Below are 23133 nucleotides of genomic sequence, written 5' to 3' on the forward strand. Positions count from 1 at the left end.
TGACAGTGCCGACCCGTCCCGCCCACAAGCGCAGCCAACAAGCAAAGGGAGGCATCATGCTCAAGAATCTGTTCTCGCTCGACGGCCGAATCGCGCTGGTCACCGGCGGCTCGCGCGGCATCGGCAGGATGATCGCGTCCGGCCTGCTCGCGCAGGGCGCGGCGCGGGTCTACATCACCGCGCGCAAGGCTGGGCCTTGCGAGGAGACCGCCAAGGCCCTGACAGCGGAATATGGCGGCGAGTGCATCGCGCTGCCGATCGACATCTCGACGATGGCCGGAATCGACATGCTGGCGGCCGAGATCAAGAAGCGCGAGCCCAAGCTCGACATCCTCGTCAACAATGCCGGCGCCGCCTGGGGCGCCGAGTTCGATGAATTCCCGGAGAGCGGCTGGGACAAGGTGATGAATCTCAACCTCAAGACGCCGTTCTTCCTGACCAAGGCGCTGGCGGCTCCGCTGCGTGCGGCGGCGAGCACCGAGCGGCCGGCCAAGGTGATCAACATCGCATCGATCGACGGCATCTTCGTCAATCCGCTCGAGACCTATTCCTACGCCGCAAGCAAGTCGGGGCTGATCCATTTGACGCGGCGGATGGCGGCGAAGCTGATCAAGGACCACATCGTCGTCACCGCAATCGCGCCGGGCCCGTTCAAGTCCGACATGAACAAGGCCGCCCGCGACAATGCCGACGAGGTCGCCGCGCGCGTACCCGCAGGCCGCATCGGCACCGACGAGGACATGGCGGGCACGGCAATCTTCCTCGCCTCGCGCGCCGGCGACTACGTGGTGGGCAATACGATCGCGGTGGACGGCGGCATCGTCTACGCGAACCCGGGCATTCCGGGCGCAGGCTGGGATAGCTGAGGCCAGACTGTCGCTCTACGACCGGTGTGCTCCCTCTCCCCGTTCTTCACGGGGAGAAGGTCGGGGTGAGGGGCAGCCACACGGGAGGTGCCTCTGATCTGCAGCGTAACCGTCAGAGCTCAGCTGTTCGCGTTGAGCGACACCGTCGTGCCCGTCCGATGTATTTGAGAGCTGAGCCGCGTATGTGCCATGCCCCTCACCCGGATTGCTGCGCAACCCGACCTCTCCCCGCAAAGGGCGGGGAGAGGTTTGGAGAGGCCGGTGCTCGGAGCTGACTTATGGCGAATAGCGAATAGCGAATAGCGAATAGAAGGAGTGCCCCTATGCGCTACTCGCAACTCCCTATTCGCCTCTCATCAAGTCTCGATCTTCACGTATTCGAAGTCGCCCGGCTTGTTGTCGATGCCGACCTTCGGGGGCGCGATCCAGGAGGCGTATTCGCCGATCTCGGTGACGGGCTTCATCAGCGAGGCGATGTAGGCGCCGTCGTCGGTCGAGGGCAGCCAGTCGCCTTTGCGCTTCTGCCACGTGGCCTCGTCGATCAGGATGCCGTCCGGCGTGGCCTGGACATCCTTGAACTCGCCGATGGCGCGGTGGAAGGCGGTGTGCGGCAGCTTGAGCTGGAACTCATAGCCGGCCGTGCTGATGATCTTGTTCCAGCGCAGCAGGCCCTTGATGCAGTCCTGCGAGTAGTCGTCGCGCAGCCGCATGTTGAGCGCGGTCAGCGCCGGCTCGTCGACCAGCTTGATCTCACCGTCGACGAACTTCAGCACCGGATAGGTCGCGTTCTTGAGCTGGTGATCGTCCTGGATCTGGGTCTCGTGATAGCGGCCCTTGATGCCGGAATTGAAGGCGTTCGCCGCGTTGGTCGAGACCTCCGAGCCGAACAGGTCGAGCGACAGCGTGTAGTGCAGGTTCAGTTTCTTCTGGATGGTCGGCAGGTCGATGACGCCGAGCGCGCGCACGCGTGCGATGTCGGTGGGATCATCGATGCCGGCCTCGCGCATCGCATCCACCGTGCGCTGGATGACGCGGCCGACGCCGGTCTCGCCGACGAACATGTGGTGCGCCTCTTCGGTCAGCATGAAGCGGCAGGTGCGCGACAGCGGATCGAAGCCCGACTGCGCGAGCGAGTGCAGCTGCATCTTGCCGTCGCGGTCGGTGAAGTAGGTGAACATGAAGAACGACAGCCAGTCCGGCGTCTTCTCGTTGAAGGCGCCGAGCATACGCGGTGAATCCGCATCGCCCGAACGGCGGCGCAACAACTCGTCGGCCTCCTCGCGGCCGTCGCGGCCGAAATATTTCTGCAGCAGATAGACCATCGCCCAGAGGTGGCGGCCCTCCTCGACGTTGACCTGGAACAAATTGCGCATGTCGTAGAGCGACGGCGCGGTCTTGCCGAGATGGCGCTGCTGCTCGACCGAGGCCGGCTCGGTGTCACCCTGGATCACGATCAGGCGCCGCATCAGCGCGCGATACTCGCCGGGGACCTCCTGCCACGCCGGCTCGCCATAATGCTCGCCGAACGGGATTTTGCGGTCCTCTTCCTGCGGAGCAAGGAGAATGCCCCAGCGATAGTCCGGCATCTTGACGTAGTCGAACTTGGCCCAGCCGCGCGGATCGACCGAATAGGCCGTGCGCAAGTACACCAGCGACTGCTGGAAGCCCTCCGGGCCCATGTCGTTCCACCAGTCGACATAGCCGGGATGCCAGCCTTCCAGCGCCTTCAGGACCTGGCGGTCCTCGGCGAGATTCACGTTGTTGGGAATCTTGGTCGAGTAGTCGACGTTCATGATGTTCATGTTCATGGCGTGCCTCCCTGAATTCGTTCGAGCTGCGTCGCTCGTGGATGGCCGGGTCGAGCCCGGCCATGACGGATGAAAACTTAAACGCGCGTCATGTCGTATTGCGGCCGCTCGCCGGTGCCGTAGCGCCGGAGTGCGCCCTCCTCGCCGACCGCGTTGGGGCGCTGGAAGATCCAGTTCTGCCAAGCGGTGAGGCGCGCGAAGATCTTCGATTCCATCGTCTCGGGACCGGCGAAGCGCAGATTAGCCTCCAAGCCGGTGAGGCTGTCCGGCGAGAAACTGGCGCGCTCCTCGAGGAAGACGCGGATCTCGTCCTCCCAGTCGATGTCATCGAGCGCGAAGGTGACGAGGCCGAGCTCCTCGGCTTCATCGGCCTCCAACGGCTTGCCGGCCTGCGCGTGAACGCGCTCGAGCCCGTTGGGATCGTCAAGGAAGCGCGACTGCAGCCGGGTCAGGCCGTGGCTCATCGGATACGGGCCGAAGTTCATCGCCGACAATTCGATCGCCGGCGCCGGGCGGTTGTCACCCTGGATGGTGCCGATGAGCATGTAGGAGCGGTCCGAGGCGAACACGAGTTCGGCCAAGGTGCCAGCGAAGCAGGAGCCCGGCTCGACCAGCGTGACCAGCGTCCGCGACGTCACGTCGATACGCTTGAGCACGCGCTTCCAATAATGACGGATCTCGTTGACCAGCCAGTGCGCCTTGTTGGCTTCGAGGAAGGTGTCGTAGGCCAGGACCTGGGAATTCTCGCCCTGCGACTTGAAGACCAGCATGGCGATGCCGAGTTCATTGATGCGCAGATGCAGGATGGCATCGTCCAGCTCGCGCGCGACCTGCAGCGGCCAGAACGCGGCACCCTGCCCGATCATGCCGTCGATGTCGGCCGGCGGCGCGGCCTCGGGGGCCGTGATCGTGATGGTGGCGATACGGGCGGCACGGTCGATGTCGACATTGACGAAGCCGTAGCGCACGCTCGACGCATCGATCACGCGCTTGAGCGGCGTGAGTGCGACACCCTTACCACTGCCATTGCGCCTGGAGGCGGCCGCGAACTCCTTGGCGCGCTCGGCGACCTTGGCATCGACCTTCGAGTTCGGCGCGATCTCGTCGACCAGGCGCCACTGCACGGCGCGCTTGCCCTTGACACCCTCTTCGGTCGTGCAGAACGCGTCCGCACGATCGCGGCGCACCTTGCGCTTGTCGACGACGCGGGTCAGGCCGCCGGTGCCCGGCAGCACAGCGAGCAGCGGCACCTCGGGCAGCGACACCGACGACGAGCCGTCATCAGCGAGGATGATGTGGTCGGTGGCGAGCGCAAGCTCATAGCCGCCGCCGGCAGCGGTGCCGTTCACGACGGTGATGAAGCGCTGGCCGGAATTCTCGGACGAATCCTCAAAGCCGTTGCGGGTCTCGTTGGTGAACTTGCAGAAGTTCACCTTGTGGGCATGGGTGGCGCCCGCGAGCATACGGATGTTGGCGCCGGCGCAGAACACGCGCGGCTTGGCCGAGCGCAGCACCACGACCTTGACCTCAGGGTGCTCGAAGCGCAGTCGCTGCACGGCATCCGCGAGCTCGATGTCGACGCCGAGATCATAGGAATTGAGCTTGAGCTGGTAGCCCTCAAACAGGCCGCCATTCTCGTCGACGTCCATGGCGAGCGTCGCCACGTCGCCGTCGATCGAGAGCTTCCAATGCTTGTAGCGGGAGGGATCGGTCTGAAAATCGATGAACGTCTTGCCTCCCGCGAGTACGCGGTCTTCCCCGGCCATGAGTCACCCTTCGTTGGAGTGCTTATCGTTGAGATGTAAAATAATGCATGTTCTGGCTGACGTCTACGGCAAAAAGCCGAAACATGCATTTTATTTCATGTTTGTGATGCCAGGTTCGGCAAAGTGGCCGCCGCGAACTCGGCGATCACGCGCAAGGTGGCCTCGGGGGCCTCTCGATGAGGGGAATGCCCTGTCCTGGGCAGCATCGTCACCTCGACCGGGCAGTAGCACTCCTCCTGGATGATCTCGACCTGGCGGACGGTGCCGTACTGGTCGTCGACGCCCTGGATGACAGTGACGGGAACTCGGATATAGGCGAGCTCGCCGGTGATGTCCCAGGTCCGGAATGCCGGATCGAGCCACGCGCCGTTCCAGCCATGGAACGCGTTGTCGACGTCCCTGTGCCAGCGCGCCAGCTTGGCGCGCAGGTCGGTGGTCTCATACGTGGTCTTGATCGCGGCGATCGACGACACCGACACGTCCTCGACGATGACATGCGGCGCGATCAGCACGATGCCGTCGAGGCGGTGGTCGGCGTGGCTGCCGGCGTAGATCGCCGCGATCGAGGCGCCGTCGGAATGGCCGACGAGCAGGCCGCGTTGGAAACCGATCGCGTCGAGCAGCTTCGGCAGCACATCGCGCGCCTCGCGCTGCATGTAGTCGAGCGGTCGCGGCAGCGTGACGGGAGTGGAGGCGCCGTAGCCAGCACGCGAATAGACGAACACCGATGCGCCGGTCGCAGCCTGGAGCTTGTCGGGGAAATCGCCCCAAAGCCCGACCGAGCCGAGGCCTTCATGCAGCAGCACGATGCACGGAGCGTCAGATGGCTGCGGACCGATGAGGCGGTATTCGAGTTCGGAGGAGTCGATGGTGAGGAAGCCGTTCGATGAAAGCTGCACGGGTCACTCTCTCCTTCGTCATGCCCGGGCTTGACCCGCCTGCGCGGCCGAAGCCGCTTCGGCGCGGCGAAGGCCCGGGCATCCACGTCTTTTTTCGCCGCGGCGGGATGGATGGCCGGGTCAAGCCCGGCCATGACAATCATTGTGAGTTGGGCCAACGACTAAGAGGGGGCCAATTACTGATTAGTTCCCTCGCGCAGCTTGAAGCGCTGGATCTTGCCCGTTGCGGTCTTGGGCAAAGAATCCACCACCTCGATCCAGCGCGGATATTTCCACGGGCCGATCTTCTGCTTGACGTGCTCCTTGAGCTGATCGTGCAGGGTCGAGCGGTCGACGCTCGGGCGCAGCACGACATAGGCCTTCGGCTTCAACAGCCCTTCCGGATCGGCGTCCGGCACGACGGCGGCTTCGAGCACGGAAGGATGCGTGATCAGCGCGCTTTCGACCTCGAACGGCGACACCCAGATTCCCGAGACCTTGAACATGTCGTCGGAACGGCCACAGAAGGTGTAGCGGCCGTCGGTGTCGCGGACATATTTGTCGCCGGTGCGCGTCCAATAGCCCTCGAAAGTGGTACGCGTCTTGTGGCGCTGGTTCCAATAGCCCTCGCCGGCCGATGGCGCATGCACCAGCATCTCGCCGACCTCGCCATCCGGCACATCCTGACCGGCATCGTTGACGAGGCGCACTTGATAACCGGGCACCGGGCGGCCCGAGGAGCCGTATTTGATGTCGCCGGGCGCGTTCGACAGGAAGATGTGCAACAGCTCGGTCGAACCGACGCCGTCGAGAATGTCGACGCCGAAGCGTGCCTTCCAGGCATTGCCGACGGACTCCGGCAGCGCCTCGCCGGCCGAGGTGCAGATGCGCAACGCGGAGCCCGTCTTTTCGTGGCGCAGCGATTCATCGTGCAGCATCGCGGCGAACAAGGTCGGCACGCCGTAGAAGATGGTCGGGTTGTAGCGGTTGAGCAGCTTGAACATCAAAGACGGCGTCGGCCGCTCGGAATTGAGGATCGTGGTGGCGCCGACCGACAGCGGGAAGGTCAGCGCGTTGCCGAGGCCATAGGCGAAGAACAGCTTTGCCGCGGACAGGCAGACGTCGCTCTCGCGGATGCCGAGCACCTGGCTGGCGTAGGTCTCGGCGGTCGCCGCGAGATTGCCGTGCAGGTGGCGCACGCCTTTGGGCATGCCGGTCGAGCCCGACGAATACAGCCAGAATGCCGGCTCGTCCTCGTGGGTCGCGACCGTGTCGAACTGATCGCTCTCGCCCGCAAGCTCTTCGGACAGCAGCTTGTGGCCGAACGCATTGGCGCCGGAGACGACGACGCAGTCGAGATCGGGCATCCGCCCGACGATGTCCTTCACGACCGGATACAGCGCCTCGGAGACGAACAGCACGCGGGCGCGGCAGTCGGCCAGCACGTATGCGTATTGCTCCGAGGTCAGCAGCGTGTTGAGCGGCACAGGGACGATGCCGGCGCGCATGGCGCCGAGAAACACCGCCGGGAAATCCACCGTGTCGAGCATGATCATCGCCACGCGCTCCTCGCGGCGGACGCCGAGGCGGCGCAGCATGTTGGCGACGCGACAGGACTGCTGTTGCAGGCCACGATAGGTCAGCTCGGAGACAGTGTCCGTGTAGGCGAGCTTGTCGCCGCGGCCCGCCTCGACATTGCGGTCGAGCAGCCACGACACCGCATTGTACGACTTCACGGCATTCCTCCCCGGATTTTTGAATTATAATTCATAGATGGCCACCAACATCGCTTGCTGTCAATCCTCCCCGGCATTATGTTTCCGCTTCAAGAGAAGTCAGAGGGACATGGCGCTCAACAGCGACGCTGCCAGGGACGATGCCGGCCCATCCGCGGCCGAGACCGATTTCCTCGACCAGCTGGGCCAGCGGGTGCGGCGGATGCGCGGCCTCGCGGGCATGTCGCGCAAGGTGCTGGCCGAGGTGTCCGGGATTTCCGAGCGCTACATCGCCCAGCTCGAAAGCGGCAAGGGCAACGTCTCGATCGTGCTGCTGCGCCGCATCGCCAACGCCATCAACGCCCCGCTCGACGACATCATTCCCGGCGGCGAGCCATCGCCGGACTGGCCGGTCATCCGCGACCTGCTGAAGAAGGCGAGCCCGAGCCAGATCGCGCAAGTGAAGGAGCTGCTCGCCGGCGGCTCGTCAGCGCCGCTGCGGCGTGCGTTCTCAGGCATCGCGCTGATCGGCCTGCGCGGCGCCGGCAAATCGACGCTCGGCCGCATGCTCGCCGAGCGCGTCGGCTGGAGCTTCGTCGAGCTCAACAAGGAGATCGAGCGGCAGAACGGACTGTCGGTCGCTGAGATCATCGCGCTCTATGGCCAAGAAGGTTTTCGCCGCATGGAGCAGGCCGCGCTGGTGCAGCTGCTGGCGCGCAAGGAGCTGATGGTGCTGGCGACCGGCGGCGGCATCGTCTCCGAGCCCGTGACCTTCGATCTCATCCTCAACGCGTTCTACACGATCTGGCTGAAGGCCGAGCCCGAGGAGCACATGGGCCGCGTGCGCAAGCAGGGCGACCTCCGCCCGATGGCCGACGACCGCTCGGCGATGGCCGAGCTCCGCAACATCCTGGCGAGCCGCGAGCCGCTGTATGCGCGGGCGAATGCTGTGGTCGATACGGCGGGGCTGTCGGTCGATGCGGCGGCCGCACGGCTCGGCGACGCCGTGAAGCCGGTCATCGCCAACGAGGCGCGGATGTTCGCGCGCGGGTGAAACCGCCCGCGTGACGACCGCTGCGGTAACACAAGCCCCCAGATTAACCACTGCCGTCATTTTAATACCGCCGACGGTGGCCATACACCCTTTGATTGCTTAATAATGCGTTAAGTGACCGGAGGACGTATCATGGAAGAACGCCGTCGCGAGGCCCGCCAGCGCGTCTATTATGGCGGGGTTCTCACCTTCAATTCCGGCTGCTCGACGCTCGCTTGCGTCGTGCGCAACTTCAGCGACCGCGGCGTCCGGCTCGAGGTCGACGGGTCCGCGCTGCTGCCTGATCGCGTCGATCTGGCGATCGAGCGGCGCGGCTGGTCACGGCAGGCCCGCATGGTGTGGCGCGACAGCGAAGGTGCCGGCCTCGTCTTCGACGCGCCGGACCGCGACGTGATTCCGCTGGAATGGGCGCGCGCGCAGCGCCTGCGCGATCGCACCAACAAGCAGCTCAAATCGCGTCTCGAGCAGATGCTGTCGGGCCATTGAGCTGATGTCCGAGACCTCACCCGAGCACGATGAGCTGATGCTCCCATGGCCCGCCCCGCTTGCGCGGGACGCGGCGTTCGCTGTCGAACGTGCCCCGCGCAGGTCCTGGCTTGGGCGCCTCGCGCTGCTGCTCGTCGCGCAATATGTGATCGTGCTGCTGATCGGCATCGCGGCGGCATCGACCGTGCGCGCTTTCGTGCTGCCGGAAGTCGTGGGCCGCTTCGAGGCGCTGGCTGCGGCGCTCAAGCGAACGCCGCTGCCTTGAATGTCATTCGATCTCGCGCAGCTCCGCATAGGTCAGCGGGGTCAGGCCGGCGCCGTCGAAATAGATGAAGCGCAGGCGGCGGCGGCGCGAGATGAAGTTCGACGGCAGCGGATCGTAGCGGAAGGTGCCGCCGCCGAGATGCGGCGTCAGGCTGCCGACGTCGGTCAGCGCGTCGATCTCGACGCGCAGCAGCTTGAGGCTGCTGCCCTCCCGCAAGATCTCGAACGGGATGCGCGCGAGCCGCAGGAAGCTGGTCGGATCGGGCGCGGCGATGAAGCCGTCGACGAAGGCGGCTTCGACCTTGTCGAGATCGGGCTCGACCACCGCCGCCGGTTTGGCGCCTTCCGGCTGATGCGGCGTCTGCCACTGCACGGGGGAGCGATGGCCATGCGGGTGATTGTGCCCCGGGCCATGCGGCGGATGATCGTGATCATGGTGGTGATCATGATCATGCTGATGGCCATGGTCGTGATGATGATGGCCGTGATGGTGGTGTCGCATCGAGAGCCTCAGAAGCTGACCGGCTTGTTGATGATGGACTTGTGGCTTCCGAGCTTGCCGTGGGCGACCATCGAGCCCAGCGCCTCGACGACGACGCGGACGCCGATCAGCGCGGTGATATCGGACGTATCGTAGGGCGGCGAGACCTCGACGACCTCGAGCCCGCACAGGCCCTCGGCGGCGACGAGGCCGAGCAGCTTGAGCGCCTCGCGCGGCAGGAAGCCGCCGGGCTCCGGCCAGCCGGTGCCGGGCACGAAGCCGCAATCGATGGAGTCGACGTCGAACGAGATGTAGACGGCGTCGGCATCCTTCCAGGCCAGCTCCAGCGCGATCTCGGCGGTCTTCTCCAGGCCGATCTTCTCGATGTCGGCGATGGTCAGCACGTTGGTGTTGCGCTTGCGCGCGACCTCGACGCCCTCGCGCGGCACCTGCCAGCCGCCGATGCCGAGTTGCACCAGATTGGTCGGCGAGACGTTCGGCAGATTGGTCGCCCAGTACCAGGGCGTGGTGTGCATGCGCTCGTCGAGATCCTTCTCCTGGATGTCGATGTGGCGGTCGAAATGGATGATGCCGATGCGTTTGTCGGTGCATTGCGCGATGCCGCGCACGCAAGGGAAGCCGATCGAATGGTCGCCGCCGAGCATGATCGGCAGCGCGCCGGACGAAAACACATGCGCGACGCCGCGGCTGATCTGGTCGAAGCTCTTTTCCAGGTTCGCCGGAATGGTGAAGACGTCGCCGGCGTCGCACAAGGTCATCTGCTCGCGCAGGTCGACGCCGAGCTCGTAGTTGTAGGGCGTGTACAGCGCCGAGATGCGGCGGATGCCCTGCGGCCCGAAGCGGGTGCCGGGACGATAGGTGGTGCCGGAATCGAAGGGAATGCCGATCACGGCCGCGTCGTATTTGCCGACGTCGCGGACGTTCTCGACATAGGGCGCCTTCATGAAGGTGTTGATCCCGGCGAAATGCGGCAGCTCGCCGCGCGCAAACGTCGGGATCTCGCGATCGGTCAGGCTGTCCGAGCCGGGCAGGCCCATGTCGAGCGCCCATTGCTTCTCCCTGCGCCAGCCATTGCTGGACAGCTTGCCCTCGGCCTCCAGCGCCTGCCAGCCCTGCGTGGCCATCTTGTCGAAATCCGGATGGTGACGGCGCAGGGTCTGGCGCTGCGGCTGCAGGCCGGCACGGCGGGTGCGCCGCATGACTGGGAATGACATGGAGTTCTCCTTCGTTTCTTTTGAGTCTTGCGTTTCTTCTGGGTCTTGTTATTGCGCCGCCTGCACGCTGGCGCGGATGAAGCCGAGCACGGGCACGGGGCTGTCGCGGGTGAGATCGAGGTCGTAGGTGATGCGCGCGCCGAACCGCTCCGGCGCCTGCGGGTCCTTGCGTGGACGGTCGAGCGCGATCAGCCGCGTGGCGAGGCCGAACGCCTCCTTGATGTCGTGGGTGACCATCACGATGGTCATCTTGTGCTCGCGCCACAGCGGCTTGATCAGCGCATGCATCTGCGCGCGGGTCCCGGGATCGAGCGCGCCAAAGGGCTCGTCGAGCAAGAGCACGCGCGGCTGCTTGGCCAGCGCCTGCGCGATCGCGAGCCGCTGCTGCATGCCGCCGGACAGCGCGCTCGGATATTTGTCGGCGTGGGGACCGAGGCCGACCGCCTCGATCAGCGCGCGGCTCTTCTCGATCGCCTCCTTGCGCGCCGTGCCGAACAGCCGCGCGGTGAGCGGACTGGCGGCCATCTCATAGCCGAGCAGCACGTTGCCGAGCACGGTCAGATGCGGAAACACCGAGTAGCGCTGGAATACGATGCCGCGGTCGGGACCGGGCTCCGCCGGAAACGGCTGACCGTCGAGCAGCACCGCGCCCTGGCTCGGTCTCTCCTGACCGAGGATCAGCCGCAGGAACGTGCTCTTTCCCGCGCCGGAGGGACCGACGATCGACAGGAAGGTGCCGGAGGCGATCTCGAGATTGATGCGTTCGAGCACGACCTGGTTGCCGTACTCCACCCAGACGTTGCGGAAGGACAGCGTGCTCATCAGTGGCTCGCTCGCGCATAGGCCCAAGGGAAGGCGCGCTGGCCGAACCACACCAGCGCGTAGTCGAAGACGTAGGCGAGCAAGGTGATCCAGACGACGTAGGGCAGGATCACGTCCATCGACAGATAGCGCCGCACGAGGAAGATGCGGTAGCCGAGGCCGACATCGGAGGCGATCGCCTCAGCCGAGATCAGGAACAGGAAGGCGGGACCGATCATCAGCCGCAGCCCCTGGATCAGCCGCGGCATGATCTGCGGCAGCACCACGCGGATCGCGACCTGCCAGGTCGAGCCGCCCAATGTCTGCGCCTTGATCAGCTGCTCGCGCGGCATGTTCTGCACCTCGAGCGAGAGGTCGCGGACCAGGGTCGGCGTGACGCCGATGATGATCAGAACCACCTTCGACAGCTCACCGAGGCCGAACACGATGAACAGCACCGGCAGCACCGCCATCGGCGGGATCATCGACAGCACCGCGACGAGCGTGCCGAAGCCGGCGCCGGCGACGGGGAGCAATCCGATCGCCAGACCGAGCGTGAGACCGATGACGGCGGAGATGCCGAGCCCGAGCGCAAGGCGCTGCAGGCTCGCCGCCGTATCCGACCACAGCACGTAGTCGCCGGAACGCCGGTCCGGCTCGGTCGCGAGCCGCTTCGAGGTCGCGACCATCTCCGAGACCGGCGGCAGCAGCTTGTCGTCGGGATTGTCAGCCCGCCGCTGCGCCGAGCCGACCACGTAGATCAGCGCGATCAGCAGGAACGGCAGCAACGCCAGCAGCATCCGGCTACCCCGGTTCGGAACGATGTTCATCGCACGCGGCATTGCGGGACTCCCATGGTCAACGTTTAGCGCCGGCTTCAAAGCTGCCCCTCATGGTGAGGAGGCGCGAAAGCGCCGTCTCGAACCATGAGGCCGCAATCGGGCCTCATCCTTCGAGACGCTCGCTTGCGCGAGCTCCTCAGGATGAGGGTTGAGACCGGTTGCGCTGACAGCTTAGAGCTTCCCGTCCGCCGCCATCTTCATGTAGGTCGGGTCAAACCGTAGCTTGACGTTGGTCGTGGAGCCCAGCGCCTTCGTCGGCGTGGAGATGCCGACGGCGTCCTTCGACTTCACGTTCTCGCCGAGCAGATTGTGGTCGAAGCAGAAGGTGCGGACGTGGTCCATGATCTTCGGCAGCTCCGGCCCGGTCATGAAGGCGAGCGCGTCCTTCGGCTCGTAGTACATGAAGGTGGTCTTGAGCTGGGTCTCGAAGCCCGCGAGATCGGTGCCGGAGAGCTTGGCCATCGCCTCGCGCGCGGCCTTGCCCTTCTCGCTCTGATCTTTCATCAGCGCGATGGTCTCGTACCAGATGCCGACCAGCGCCTTGCCGAGCTCCGGATTGTCCTTCAGCGTCGCGCTGTTGACGACAAGGAGATCCTCGATCTCGCCCGGGATCTTGCTGGAGTCGAACACCAGCGTGGCGCCCGGCTCCGCCTTCACTTCGAGCAGCTGCGGATTCCAGGTGACGACCGCCGTCGTGTCCAGCGACTTCGCCGCCGCGACGATGTCGGCGTCCGAGGTGTTGACGGTCTTGATGTTCTTCTCGAACAGCTTCGCAGTCTCCAGACCGCGCGCCAGCAGATAGTGCGACACCGAGAGTTCGACGAGGTTGACCTTCTGGCCCTTGATGTCGGCCATGGTCTTGCCCTTCTTGAGCACGACGCCGTCATTGCCGTTCGAGTAGTCACCCATGATGATTGCGGACGTATCGACGCCGCCCGCGGCGGGAATCGTCAGCGCGTCCATGTTGGTGACGGTCACGCCATCGAACTTGCCGGCGGTGTACTGGTTGATCGACTCGACGTAGTCGTTGATCTGGGTGACCTTGATCGTGATGCCGTATTTGTCGGCCCATTTCTTGACGATCCCGGACTCGGCGGCATAGGGCCACGGCATCCAGCCGACATAGATCGTCCAGGCGATGTTGAATTCCTTCTTCTTCTCAGCTGCTGCTGGTGAGAACGATGCGGTCGCCAGCGTCGACGCCGCGAGCAGGGCAACAAACAGTTTTCGTGCGTTGAACATGTCCAGTCCCTCATTGGTTTTGTGACCTGCGGACTGGCAAAAACAACCTCGAGCCTGCCAAGCGCGGCCACTGAGGTCTCCCGGGTTTTTATCCCGCCGTGCACCAGGGCTCTCCCCTGGCGGCTGCTCTCGGACCAGCGTTCTCTCGAAGAGAACCGGAACCCTAGCTGCCAACTCTGAGCAACTAGGTCAGCAAGCCGCGTGCCAGGGAAAAACGCTTGCGATTCAATGGAACCAGCGGCACGCTGTGCTCAAAAAGCTGGCACACAGAATTCTTCTTGAGCGATAAGGCCCGCGACGAACATTGGCCATGCACATGGTGCATGAACCCGTCGCAACGTGCGGACGACCTCACAAGGCCAGCTCATCAGTCGCAATGGTGTGGAGTTCCGTCGATATGATCAAGTTCTCGGGGATTGCAGTCGCGAGCGTCCTGGCTCTGAGCCTCGCATCCGGCGCGGCGGTCGCACAGAGCGCCCCGGCTGCCGATGCGCCGGCCCAGCCCACACCCAGCCCGAGCCCCGGCCCCAGTTCGGCTCCTGCCGCAACGCCGACCGCTCCGGCCTCCGCCGCGTCCTCCGACAAGGCAGGTGAAGCGAAGCCGGCGAACGAGGCGGCCGCGCCGAAAAAGAAACGGACGCGGACCACGCGGCAGGAGGTTGAGCACTCGCTGCGCAGCGGCACGGTGCCGTCGCGCTACCGCAGCCGGGTGCCGAAGGAGTACCAGAAGTACATCCCGTTCGAGCGCTGACAGCTGTTCGGAGATCGCAGTTCGCGGGCGCCTAGGTTGGCGGCGTCAGCTTGACGATGATTCCGACGATCAGCATGAAGGCGATGCACAGCGCCGTCTCAAGGTCGGAGTGGTCCGACCAGAAGCCGCGCAGGCCGGCCACGGCACGTTTCGGTGCTTCCATTCGAAGATGAGGTACACGCATTTGCTCAACCTTTGATAAAAGGCAAAACAAAACACTACCCTGGAGAATAGTCCCGTCCCGGCCGCACCTCAATGCGAAAAATCGGCGCACCGGCACGGCTGCCGAAAGATCTACGCGCCCGCGCGCAACATGGTCTTGACGTGAGTCAATCCGCCTCCAAAGCGTCTTGCCGGGAACGCGCCCTCAAATCCCGAGATAGCGATGCTGCAGCTCCGGTTCCGCCATCAGCTGCTCCGAGGTGCCGCTCCACACCGTGCGGCCGCGCTCGATGATGTAGTGGCGATCGCAGATGCGGGTGAGGTGACCGACGTTCTTGTCGATCACCAGGATCGATTGCCCGCGCGATTTCAAGAGCGACAGGCAATTCCAGATCTCCTCGCGGATCAGCGGCGCCAGGCCTTCGGTCGCCTCGTCGAGGATCAGGAGCTTGGGATTGGTCATCAGCGCGCGGCCGATCGCCAACATCTGCTGCTCGCCGCCGGAGAGCTGATTGCCCATGTTGCTGCCGCGCTCGGCGAGCCGCGGGAACAGCGCGTGGATCTTGTCCAGCGTCCACGGATCACCAGCGCCGAGCCGGTTGGTCGAGGCTGCCACCAGATTTTCCGTGACGGTGAGATTCGGGAAGATCTGCCGCCCCTCCGGCACGAGGCCGATGCCGAGCTGGGCGATCCGGTAGGACGGCAGCTTGCGCGTCTCCTGGCCAGAGAAGCGGATCACGCCGGCGCGCGCCTGGGTCAGGCCCATGATCGAGCGGATCGTTGTGGTCTTGCCCATGCCGTTGCGGCCCATCAGCGAGACCATCTCGCCCGGACGGATCGCCAGCGACAGGCCGAACAGGACTTGGCTTAGACCGTAGCAGGTCTCGATGCCTTCGACCTCGAGCAGCATGGCGCTCGTTCCTTGATCACCCATGGCCAACCACCACGTGCTGATCGCCGAGATAGGCGCGCTTGACCTCCTCGTTCTGGCGGATGTCATCCGGCGCGCCCGAGGCGATGATGCGGCCGTAGACCAGCACCGAGATCCGATCGGCCAGCGCGAACACCGCCTCCATGTCGTGCTCGACCAGCACGATCGAGACCTCGCTGCGCAGCTCGGCCAACAGCTTCACCATGCGTTGGGATTCCGTCACGCCGAGACCGGCCATCGGTTCATCCAGCAGCATGATCTGCGGCTTGGTCGCGAGCGCAACCGCCAGCTCCAGCTCGCGCTGTTCGCCGTGGCTGAGCCGGGACACCAGCACGTCGGCGCGATGGCCGAGCCCGACGCGCTCCAGCGCGGCACGCGCGACATCGCGCAGCGCCTTCTCCTTGCGCACATTGGCGAAGAAGCGGAACGAATGCTTGCCGTCGTGGGCCTGCGCCGCGAGCGCGACATTGTCCGCCGCGGTGAAGTCGGTCAGCAGCGAGGTGATCTGGAACGAGCGCGCCAGACCGAGGGCGCTGCGCTTGTAGGCCGGGAAATGCGAGATGTCGCGGCCGCCGAGGAAGATGCGGCCGCCATGCGGCGCGAGGTGGCCGGTGAGCTGGCTGATCAAGGTGGTCTTGCCAGCGCCGTTGGGACCGATGATGGCGTGGATCTCGCCCTTGGAGACGTCGAGGCAGACGTGATCGGTGGCAATGATGCCGCCGAAGCGGCGCACCAGATTGTCGACGCGAAGCAGCGGTTCAGCCACGGTTCAATCTCCCGAGCATGCCCATGATGCCGCCGCGTCCGAACAGCACGATCAGCAGCAGCAGCGGCCCCATGATCAGCGCCCAATATTCAGTGAGCTGCGACAGCACCTCTTCCAGCACCAGGAACACGACGGAGCCGACGACCGGTCCCATCAATGTGCCCATGCCGCCGAGGATCACCATCACCATCAGGTCACCAGAGCGGGTCCAGTACATCACGGCGGGACTGACGAAATCGGTGTTGTTGGCGAGCAGCGCGCCCGACAGCCCGCACAGCATGCCGGCGATGACGAAGCAGGCGAGCTTGTAGCGCTTCGACGGAAAGCCGATCGCCTGCATGCGCTGCTCGTTGGAGCGCAGGCCCTGCAGCACCAGGCCGAAGCGCGAATTGACGATGCGCCAGACCAGCACGACGACGCCGAGCAGGCAGAACAGGCAGAGATAATAGAACTGCACGCGGTTGCCGAGATTGACCAGGCCGCCGAAATCGCTGCGCTTGTACACCGTGAGGCCGTCGTCTCCGCCGTAGCGCGCGAGGCCGGAGGCAACGTAATAGGCCATCTGAGCGAAGGCCAAGGTGATCATGATGAAGTAGACGCCGCGGGTGCGCAGCGACAGCGCGCCGATCACCAGCGCATAGAGCGCCGACACCGCGATCGCCACAGCAAACTGCGCCCAACCGGAGCCGATGCCCTCCTGCGCCAGGATGCCGACGGCGTAGCCGCCGATGCCGAGATAGGCGGCATGGCCGAAGCTCATCATGCCGCCATAGCCCATCAACAGGTTCAGGCTGACGGCCGCCAGCGCCAGGATCACGATGCGGGTGAACAGCGTCAGGATGAAGATGTTGCCGCTGAGGTTCGAATAGACCGGCAGCAGCACCAGGCCGGCTACGACCAGGGCGGCCACGATGGTCGAAACGTTGAGCTGTGATTTCATCTGCGGTTGGCCGGGAACAGACCTTCAGGCCGCGCCACCAGCACGATCGCCATCAGGAGATAGATCAGCATCGACGACAGCGCCGGCGCCGCGGTGGACGCCGACGCGGAATTCAGCACCTGGCGCAGCAGATTGGGCAGGAACGCACGACCCATGGTGTCGATCAGGCCGATCATGATCGCGGCGATGAAGGCGCCGCGGATCGAGCCGATGCCGCCGATCACGATCACGACGAAGGCAAGGATCAGGATGTTCTCGCCCATGCCGATCTGCACCGTGAGGATCGGCGCCTGCATCAGGCCGGCAAGCCCGGCGAGTGCGGCGCCGAGCCCGAACACCAGCGTGTAGAGCAGCTTGATGTTGATGCCGAGCGCGCCGATCATCTCGCGGTTGGAGGCGCCGGCCCGGATCAGCATGCCGATGCGGGTGCGCATCACGCCGAGATAGAGCAGCAGCGCCACCAGCAGGGCGACGACGATGATCGCGAGCCGATAGGCCGGATATTGGATGCCCGGCATGATCGTGACCGGAAAGGCGAGCCAGGACGGCAGCGGCAGCGCGAGGCCTGCCGGCCCCCAGATCAGCCGGACCGCCTCGTTGAAGAACAGGATCAGGCCGAAGGTCGCGAGCACGTGATCGAGATGGTCGCGCCCATAGAGATGGCGCAGTGCCGTGAATTCGAGCACGATGCCGAGCAGAAGCGTGGCACCGAGCGCCAGGACGGCGCCGAGCACGAAGCTGCCGGTCCAGGCCACGAAGGTCGCCGCGAAATAGGCGCCCATCATGTAGAGCGAGCCGTGGGCGAGGTTGACAAGGTCCATGATGCCGAACACCAGCGTCAGGCCGGCAGCCAGCAGGAACAGCAGCAGTCCGAACTGCAGCCCGTTCAGGAATTGTTCGACGACGAGAAGCATGCCCCTCACTTCACGCTCAAAAAGACGGCGGCAGAACCGTTGCAGGCGCTGCCGCCATGTCCGTCCCTGATCTTAGGACGAAGATGTTTTAAGCTTCAAGCAAATTCCAGGCCGGTCCGCGCCGGCCAGGATTCTTTTTGCTTACTTCATCGGGCACTTGTCGTGGAAGCGGTCCTGGTCGTTCTCGACGATGGTCGCTACCGTCTTCAGCGACAGCTGGCCGTCGGCATCCTTGACCACGTCCTGGAGGTAGAAGTTCTGGATCGGGATGTGGTTGTTGCCGAACTTGAAGCCGCCGCGCAACGACTTGAAGTTGGCCTTCTCCATCTCGGCCTTCATCGCGTCCTTCTTGGACGTATCGCCCTTGACTGCAACCACCGCGCTGTTGATGAGTTGCGCCGCGTCATAGGCCTGGGCACCGTAATAGGTCGGGCGCAGGCCGGTGTACTTCTTGCGGTAGTCGGCGACGAAGGTCTTGTTCTGCTCGTTGGGCAGGTCGTTGACCCATTCCTGGGCGCCGGGGACGCCGATCGCATTGTCCTTCTGCAGCGGCAGCGACAATTCGTCGACCGTAAAGGCGGTATAGAGCGGCATCTTCTCCTTGAGGCCGGCCTGCGCGTACTGATTGAGGAACTGCACGCCGGCAGCACCCGGATAGAACACGAAGATCGACTCGGCGCCGGAGGCGCGGGCCTTGGAGAGCTCGGCCGAGAAGTCGAGCTGGCTCGGCCAGACCGTATATTCCTCGCCGACGACCTGGCCCTTGAAGGTGCTCTTCAGGCCCGCCAGCATATCCTTGCCGGCCGCGTAGTTCGGGCCGATCAGGAACACCGACTTTACGTTCTTCTGGTTCATGTAGAGGCCCATCGCCGCGGGCGTCTGGTCGTTCTGCCAGGAGGTCGAGAACACGTAAGGCGAGCACAATTCGCCGGCGAGCTGCGACGGGCCGGCATTCGCCGAGATCAGGAAGGTCTGGGAATCCACCGCTGTTTTCAGCGAGGCCAGCAGCACGTTCGACCAGATATAGCCGACGATGAAATCGACCTTGTCGGACTGCACCAACTTCTCGGTCTTCTGCTTGCCGACGTCAGGCTTCTGCTGGTCGTCCTCGTAGATCACCTCGACCGGCTTGCCGTCCATCTTGCGGCCAATATGATCGAGCGCGAGCTCGAACGAATTGCGCATGTCGTTGCCGATCACGGCGGTCGGACCGCTGAAGGTCGAAACGAAGCCGATCTTGATGGTGTCGCCGGCAAAGGCCGTGCTCGAAAACAGCAGCGCCGCGGCGCCTGCCAGCCAGAAGCTCGTCTTCATGGTCTTCCCTCCCCTATTCTGCATCGTTCTTATCGTTGTTTCGTCACCGGCACGCAGCAGCGCGGCCGGCGGCGGCGTTTCGCCGCAATGTTCTGTCGCGCGGAGCTCGCCCTGCGCGCCATCGATCCATGCACCATAATTCCCGGAAGCGGGCAAAGGCAAGAACTATAGTGCCTGTTAAGAATGCTGCGGCACAGCAGAGGGCTTGAGAAGCTCATGAAAGCGGAAGCCGTCCCCACAGCCGCCGTCATGGCCGGGCTTGTCCCGGCCATCCACGTCGTCCAAAGCCCGCCGCTCGACGTGGATGCCCGGGTCGAGCCCGGGCATGACGGAGTGACTAATTAGCAGTTGGTCTTGGCGGACGAGTATTGCCTGCGATGTGCCTAGCCCAACCGAACCGCGTCACTTCACCAGGGCGCACCCACCATCAGCCATCGGCCGAAACGCCTGCTCGGCCGGGATCGTCGAGACCAGACGATAGTAGTCGTAGGGATACTTCGCCTCCTCCGGCTTCTTGACCTCGAACAGATACATCGGATGCACCACGCGGCCGTCGGCACGGATGGTGACGTCGCCGAACAGTCTGTCCTTGCCCTTGAACGTCTTCATCTGCGGAACGACGTCCTTGGCGTCATCGCTGGCGGTCGCCGCGACCGCGTTGAGATAAGCGAGCGTCGAGGCGTAGACCCCGGCCTGGTTGCCGCTCGGCATCTTGCCATTCATGCCCGGGCGCGCCGCGAAGCGCTTGGCAAAGGCGCGGGTGTCATCGTCCATGTCCCAGTAGAATGCCTCGAGCAGCTGCAGGCCCTGCGCCGCCTTCAGGCCCATGCCGTGGACGTCGTTGATGAACAGCAGGAACGCGACCAGCGACTGGCCACCCTGCTGGATGCCGAACTCGGCGGCCTGCTTGACGGCGTTGATGGTGTCGCCCCCGGCATTGGCCAATCCGATCACCTTCGCCTTGGACCCCTGCGCCTGCAGCAGGAAGGAAGCGAAGTCCGCGGTGCCGAGCGGATGCTTGGCTGAGCCCAGCACCTTGCCGCCGTGCTTCTCGATGTAGTTGGTCGCCTCCGCCTCGATGCCCTGGCCGAGCGCGTAGTTGACCGTGATGAAATACCAGTCCTTGCCGCCGCGGCCCAGCATCGCGGCGGCGGTGGTGTTGCCGGTCGCCCAGGCGTCGTTGACCCATTGAATGGTGTTCGGCGAGCAGGCCTTGCCGGTGAGGTCGGAGCTCGCCGTCGACGAGGCCAGGAACGTCATCCGGCTGTTCCGCAGGAGCTCGTTGACGGTCAGACCGACGGCCGAATTGGGCACGTCGACGACCGCGTCGACCTTGTCGACATCCAGCCATTTGCGCACGATCGCCGAGCCGACATCGGCCTTGTTCTGGTGATCGGCATAGACGATCTCGACCTTGATGCCTTTGCCGCCGCCATTGAAATCCTCCGCCGCCATGCGCGCGGCCTCGACCGAGCCCATGCCGTTGGTGTCCTGGAAGATGCCGGAGATGTCGTTGAGCACGCCGACACGTACGACACTGTCCGAGATCTCGCCGGCGGATGCGGTGCCGGCCAGACCGAGCGACGTCACCAGCGCCAAGGCGCAAGTGTTCAGATGCTTCATGAAATCCTTCCCCGTGTGTTTCTTGTTTTGATTTCGAAAGACTCAGCTCTGCCGGTCCGGAATGCGCACCACGAGCCCGGCGAGCGCCGGCTGCACCTTGATCTGGCACGACAGCCGGCTGTTCGGCAGCCGCTCGGCGGCTGTGCCGTCGAGCAGCGCATCCTCGTCGTCGGAGACCGGACCGAGCTTCGCCGTCCAGGTGTCGTCGACATAGACATGGCAGGTGGCGCAGACCGCGTTGCCGCCGCATTCGGCGACGATGCCGTCGACGCCATGCGTCAGCGCGGCCAGCATGACGCTGTCGCCGTCTGCGGCCTCCACGGTCTCACTGCGGTTGTCGGGATGAATGAAGGTGATCGTCGTCATGGGATCGCTCAGGCTGGAGTGAAGGTGACCGGCAGGCTCTCCAGCCCGCGCAGCGTGTTGTTGTAGCGGCGCACCGGCGTGCCGCTCATCGTGATGCTCGCGACCTTGCGCGCCAGTGCGGTCAGCACCGCCTCGCCTTCGAGCCGTGCGACGAGCTGGCCGACGCACATGTGGATGCCCGAGCCGAAGCCGACATGGCCGGAGACCTTTCGCGTGACGTCGTAGTTGTCCGGCTGCTCCCAGCGGCGCGGATCGCGATTGGCGCTCCCTAGGAACATCAGCACCTTCTCGCCTTCCGGGATCGTGACGCCGCCGAGCTCGACGTCAACAGTCGTGGTGCGGAAGAAGGTCTGCACCGGGCTCTCGAACCGCACCGCCTCCTCGAAGGCGTTGCGCGCCAGCGACGGATCGGCGCGCAGCCGTGCCCATTGATCGGGGAAGCGCGCCAGACAATAGACGGCCGCGCCGATGCCGTAGACGGTCGTGTCGAGGCCGGCCGAGAGCAGCGAGCGCACCAGCAATGGCGCCTCGGCCGGCGCAATCTCGCCACTGTCGCTGAAAGCATGGATGCAGGCGCCGAAGCCGCCCGGCGTGAGATTGTCGCGCTGGCACTGCTCGGTGACATAGGCCTGGTGCGGCGCGGAGCGCTCGATCGCCTGCTGGCGCAATTCGTTCGGCGGGCCGAACGCATTGAACACCAGGCTCGCATAGGGAATGAGATGGTCGCGGCCCTCCGGCTTCAGCCCGAGCGCATCAGGGAAGACCGACAGCGGATAGGCCTCGGCAAGATCGGGGATGGCATCGAACGAGCCGCGCGCGAGAAGCTCATCCACCTTGGCCTCGGCCGCGGCCATGAAGCCGTCGCGCAGCCGCTTCATGACAGCCGGTGACAGCACCTTGCTCAGAACTGCGCGGGTCCGCGTATGCGCCGGCGGATCGGCTTCGAGGATCAGGCTCGGCGGCCGCCACGGCTTCTCCTTGGCGAAGTCGCTCAAGCCGACGCCGCGGCTGGAACAGAAGGTCTGGGGATCGTTGAAGACGGCGTAGACCTCCGCGTAACGCGCGACGCCGTAGACCTTCCACGCATCGAGATAGACGACGGGCCCAGCTTCGCGCATCTCCTGATGCGCGGGATAGGGATCGTCGAAGAAGGCGAGCGAGAACGGATCGATGCCGAGATGCGGAATCGCGGCCGCGACAGCGCTGGCGGAAAGACCTGTTGGGTTCATGCTGACCTCCCGAAGTTTGGCCTTGTCATGCGGCTTTTCGTATCCCTATGACTGGTGACACATGGATGCCCGGGGATCATGAGCGAGAAACAGGGGACGCCGCGCAAGGCGCAGCCGCGCGAGCCTGAGGGCCAAGGTCGGGGGCACGGCCTCACGCTCGATCTCGACCGCTATGTGCCGGCCTTCATCACCTTCATCGCCAACAAGCTGTCGAACAGCGCCACCGCGTTCTACCAGCGCAATTTCGGCGTCAACGTCACGGAATGGCGGATCATGTCGCTGCTGGCGATCGAGCCCGGAATTCCGGCCTCGCGCATCTGCAGCGTGATCGGTTTCGACAAGGGACCTGTGAGCCGCACCCTGGCGCTGATGAAGAGCCGCGGCCTGATCGCGATCCGCAACGATCCGCAGGACGGCCGCAGCCACTCGATCTCGCTCACCGCGAAGGGCCGCGCGACCCACGACAAGGTCATCATTGCCGCATTGGAGCGCGAGCGGCGGCTGCTGGCGTGCCTCGACAAGGACGAGCAGGAAGTCCTGATCGCCTTGCTCCGCCGTATCCACGACAATCTCGACGCCGTCACCGGCGCAAGCTGAGTCCCTACGGCCAAAGCCGTCGGGACACCGAACCGCCCGCATCAACTGTCTGTTTGCGCGCACGCAAGCGGTCGCGCCTGCGGCGAGCAGGCTGCGCATGGG

24 protein-coding genes and 1 riboswitch are annotated in these 23133 nt (G+C 64.7%); of the genes, 6 read left to right on the plus strand and 18 right to left on the minus strand.

From position 1 onward, the window contains the following. Positions 1–56: 56 nt before the first annotated feature. Positions 57–866 (plus strand): SDR family oxidoreductase, encoded by an 810-nt coding sequence (locus ACQR1I_RS18870; protein WP_434866055.1) that lies wholly within the window; start codon positions 57–59, stop codon positions 864–866. Positions 867–1222: 356 nt separating this feature from the next. Here the strand turns inward: ACQR1I_RS18870 and boxB are convergent, their stop codons facing one another. From boxB to ACQR1I_RS18890, 4 genes are all read right to left on the minus strand, one after another. Continuing rightward, positions 1223–2674 carry a benzoyl-CoA 2,3-epoxidase subunit BoxB gene (gene boxB / locus ACQR1I_RS18875; protein WP_434866056.1) on the minus strand — a complete coding sequence of 484 codons (1452 nt, stop codon included), beginning with the start codon at positions 2672–2674 and terminating at the stop codon, positions 1223–1225. A gap of 77 nt (positions 2675–2751) precedes the next feature. Further along, complete coding sequence (boxC, locus tag ACQR1I_RS18880; RefSeq protein ID WP_434866057.1) at positions 2752–4440, minus strand: 2,3-epoxybenzoyl-CoA dihydrolase; 1689 nt, start codon at positions 4438–4440, stop codon at positions 2752–2754. Positions 4441–4535: 95 nt separating this feature from the next. Beyond that, positions 4536–5339 (minus strand): alpha/beta fold hydrolase, encoded by an 804-nt coding sequence (locus ACQR1I_RS18885; RefSeq protein WP_434866058.1) that lies wholly within the window; start codon positions 5337–5339, stop codon positions 4536–4538. 176 nt (positions 5340–5515) lie between these two features. After that, complete coding sequence (locus ACQR1I_RS18890; protein ID WP_434866625.1) at positions 5516–7036, minus strand: benzoate-CoA ligase family protein; 1521 nt, start codon at positions 7034–7036, stop codon at positions 5516–5518. Between the two features lie 127 nt (positions 7037–7163). Here ACQR1I_RS18890 and ACQR1I_RS18895 point away from each other — a divergent pair, with 127 nt between their 5' ends. The 3 genes from ACQR1I_RS18895 to ACQR1I_RS18905 all read left to right on the plus strand — a co-directional run bounded on the left by ACQR1I_RS18895 (position 7164) and on the right by ACQR1I_RS18905 (position 8838). Beyond that, positions 7164–8087: a helix-turn-helix transcriptional regulator gene (locus tag ACQR1I_RS18895; protein ID WP_434866059.1), complete on the plus strand. Its 924-nt coding sequence runs from the start codon at positions 7164–7166 to the stop codon at positions 8085–8087. A 132-nt stretch (positions 8088–8219) separates the two neighbouring features. Then, positions 8220–8573, plus strand: coding sequence for a PilZ domain-containing protein (locus tag ACQR1I_RS18900; protein WP_434866060.1), 354 nt, complete (start codon positions 8220–8222; stop codon positions 8571–8573). 4 nt (positions 8574–8577) lie between these two features. Further along, on the plus strand, positions 8578–8838 hold the full coding sequence (locus ACQR1I_RS18905) for a hypothetical protein (RefSeq protein ID WP_434866061.1): 261 nt from the start codon (positions 8578–8580) through the stop codon (positions 8836–8838). 3 nt (positions 8839–8841) lie between these two features. Here ACQR1I_RS18905 and ACQR1I_RS18910 read toward each other — a convergent pair whose 3' ends face one another. The 5 genes from ACQR1I_RS18910 to ACQR1I_RS18930 form a co-directional block, all read right to left on the minus strand. Beyond that, positions 8842–9210 carry a hypothetical protein gene (locus ACQR1I_RS18910; protein WP_434866626.1) on the minus strand — a complete coding sequence of 123 codons (369 nt, stop codon included), beginning with the start codon at positions 9208–9210 and terminating at the stop codon, positions 8842–8844. Between the two features lie 137 nt (positions 9211–9347). After that, positions 9348–10553, minus strand: a complete 1206-nt coding sequence (locus ACQR1I_RS18915) for an agmatinase family protein (RefSeq protein WP_434866062.1) — start codon at positions 10551–10553, stop codon at positions 9348–9350. A gap of 48 nt (positions 10554–10601) precedes the next feature. Further along, positions 10602–11375: an ABC transporter ATP-binding protein gene (locus ACQR1I_RS18920; RefSeq protein ID WP_434866063.1), complete on the minus strand. Its 774-nt coding sequence runs from the start codon at positions 11373–11375 to the stop codon at positions 10602–10604. Further along, positions 11375–12196 carry an ABC transporter permease gene (locus ACQR1I_RS18925; protein ID WP_434866064.1) on the minus strand — a complete coding sequence of 274 codons (822 nt, stop codon included), beginning with the start codon at positions 12194–12196 and terminating at the stop codon, positions 11375–11377. The genes ACQR1I_RS18920 and ACQR1I_RS18925 overlap by 1 nt, the downstream gene beginning before the upstream one ends. A 171-nt stretch (positions 12197–12367) precedes the next feature. Next, positions 12368–13438 (minus strand): putative urea ABC transporter substrate-binding protein, encoded by a 1071-nt coding sequence (locus tag ACQR1I_RS18930; protein ID WP_434866065.1) that lies wholly within the window; start codon positions 13436–13438, stop codon positions 12368–12370. Positions 13439–13513: 75 nt separating this feature from the next. Then, positions 13514–13616, minus strand: a riboswitch (guanidine-I (ykkC/yxkD leader). Positions 13617–13835: 219 nt separating this feature from the next. On the opposite strand from ACQR1I_RS18930, the gene ACQR1I_RS18935 reads away from it, so the two are divergent. Next, complete coding sequence (locus ACQR1I_RS18935; RefSeq protein WP_434866066.1) at positions 13836–14189, plus strand: hypothetical protein; 354 nt, start codon at positions 13836–13838, stop codon at positions 14187–14189. Positions 14190–14220: 31 nt separating this feature from the next. On the opposite strand, the gene ACQR1I_RS18940 is transcribed toward ACQR1I_RS18935, so the two are convergent. The 9 genes from ACQR1I_RS18940 to ACQR1I_RS18980 form a co-directional block, all read right to left on the minus strand. Beyond that, positions 14221–14352 carry a transporter gene (locus tag ACQR1I_RS18940; protein WP_434866067.1) on the minus strand — a complete coding sequence of 44 codons (132 nt, stop codon included), beginning with the start codon at positions 14350–14352 and terminating at the stop codon, positions 14221–14223. Between the two features lie 204 nt (positions 14353–14556). After that, entirely contained in the window at positions 14557–15261 is a 705-nt protein-coding gene (locus ACQR1I_RS18945) for an ABC transporter ATP-binding protein (protein ID WP_434866627.1), read from the minus strand. Positions 15262–15277: 16 nt separating this feature from the next. Then, positions 15278–16048 carry an ABC transporter ATP-binding protein gene (locus tag ACQR1I_RS18950; protein WP_434866068.1) on the minus strand — a complete coding sequence of 257 codons (771 nt, stop codon included), beginning with the start codon at positions 16046–16048 and terminating at the stop codon, positions 15278–15280. Further along, the gene (locus tag ACQR1I_RS18955) at positions 16041–16988 is read right to left on the minus strand and encodes a branched-chain amino acid ABC transporter permease (protein ID WP_434866069.1); all 948 of its coding nucleotides are present in this window, start codon (positions 16986–16988) and stop codon (positions 16041–16043) included. Before ACQR1I_RS18955 ends, ACQR1I_RS18950 begins: the two co-directional genes overlap by 8 nt. Continuing rightward, the gene (locus ACQR1I_RS18960) at positions 16985–17902 is read right to left on the minus strand and encodes a branched-chain amino acid ABC transporter permease (RefSeq protein WP_434866070.1); all 918 of its coding nucleotides are present in this window, start codon (positions 17900–17902) and stop codon (positions 16985–16987) included. The genes ACQR1I_RS18955 and ACQR1I_RS18960 overlap by 4 nt, the downstream gene beginning before the upstream one ends. A 141-nt stretch (positions 17903–18043) precedes the next feature. Next, a complete protein-coding gene (locus ACQR1I_RS18965; RefSeq protein WP_434866071.1) occupies positions 18044–19216 on the minus strand; it encodes an ABC transporter substrate-binding protein in 1173 nt (390 codons plus the stop codon). A 402-nt stretch (positions 19217–19618) separates the two neighbouring features. After that, positions 19619–20839 (minus strand): ABC transporter substrate-binding protein, encoded by a 1221-nt coding sequence (locus ACQR1I_RS18970; RefSeq protein ID WP_434866072.1) that lies wholly within the window; start codon positions 20837–20839, stop codon positions 19619–19621. Positions 20840–20881: 42 nt separating this feature from the next. Beyond that, a complete protein-coding gene (locus tag ACQR1I_RS18975; protein WP_434866073.1) occupies positions 20882–21205 on the minus strand; it encodes a 2Fe-2S iron-sulfur cluster-binding protein in 324 nt (107 codons plus the stop codon). A gap of 8 nt (positions 21206–21213) precedes the next feature. After that, the gene (locus tag ACQR1I_RS18980) at positions 21214–22434 is read right to left on the minus strand and encodes a cytochrome P450 (protein ID WP_434866074.1); all 1221 of its coding nucleotides are present in this window, start codon (positions 22432–22434) and stop codon (positions 21214–21216) included. Between the two features lie 78 nt (positions 22435–22512). On the opposite strand from ACQR1I_RS18980, the gene ACQR1I_RS18985 reads away from it, so the two are divergent. Beyond that, on the plus strand, positions 22513–23031 hold the full coding sequence (locus ACQR1I_RS18985; protein WP_434866075.1) for a MarR family winged helix-turn-helix transcriptional regulator: 519 nt from the start codon (positions 22513–22515) through the stop codon (positions 23029–23031). Positions 23032–23133: the final 102 nt, after the last annotated feature.

This window comes from Bradyrhizobium sp. HKCCYLS2038 (assembly GCF_051167655.1).
Classification (GTDB): Bacteria; Pseudomonadota; Alphaproteobacteria; order Rhizobiales; family Xanthobacteraceae; genus Bradyrhizobium.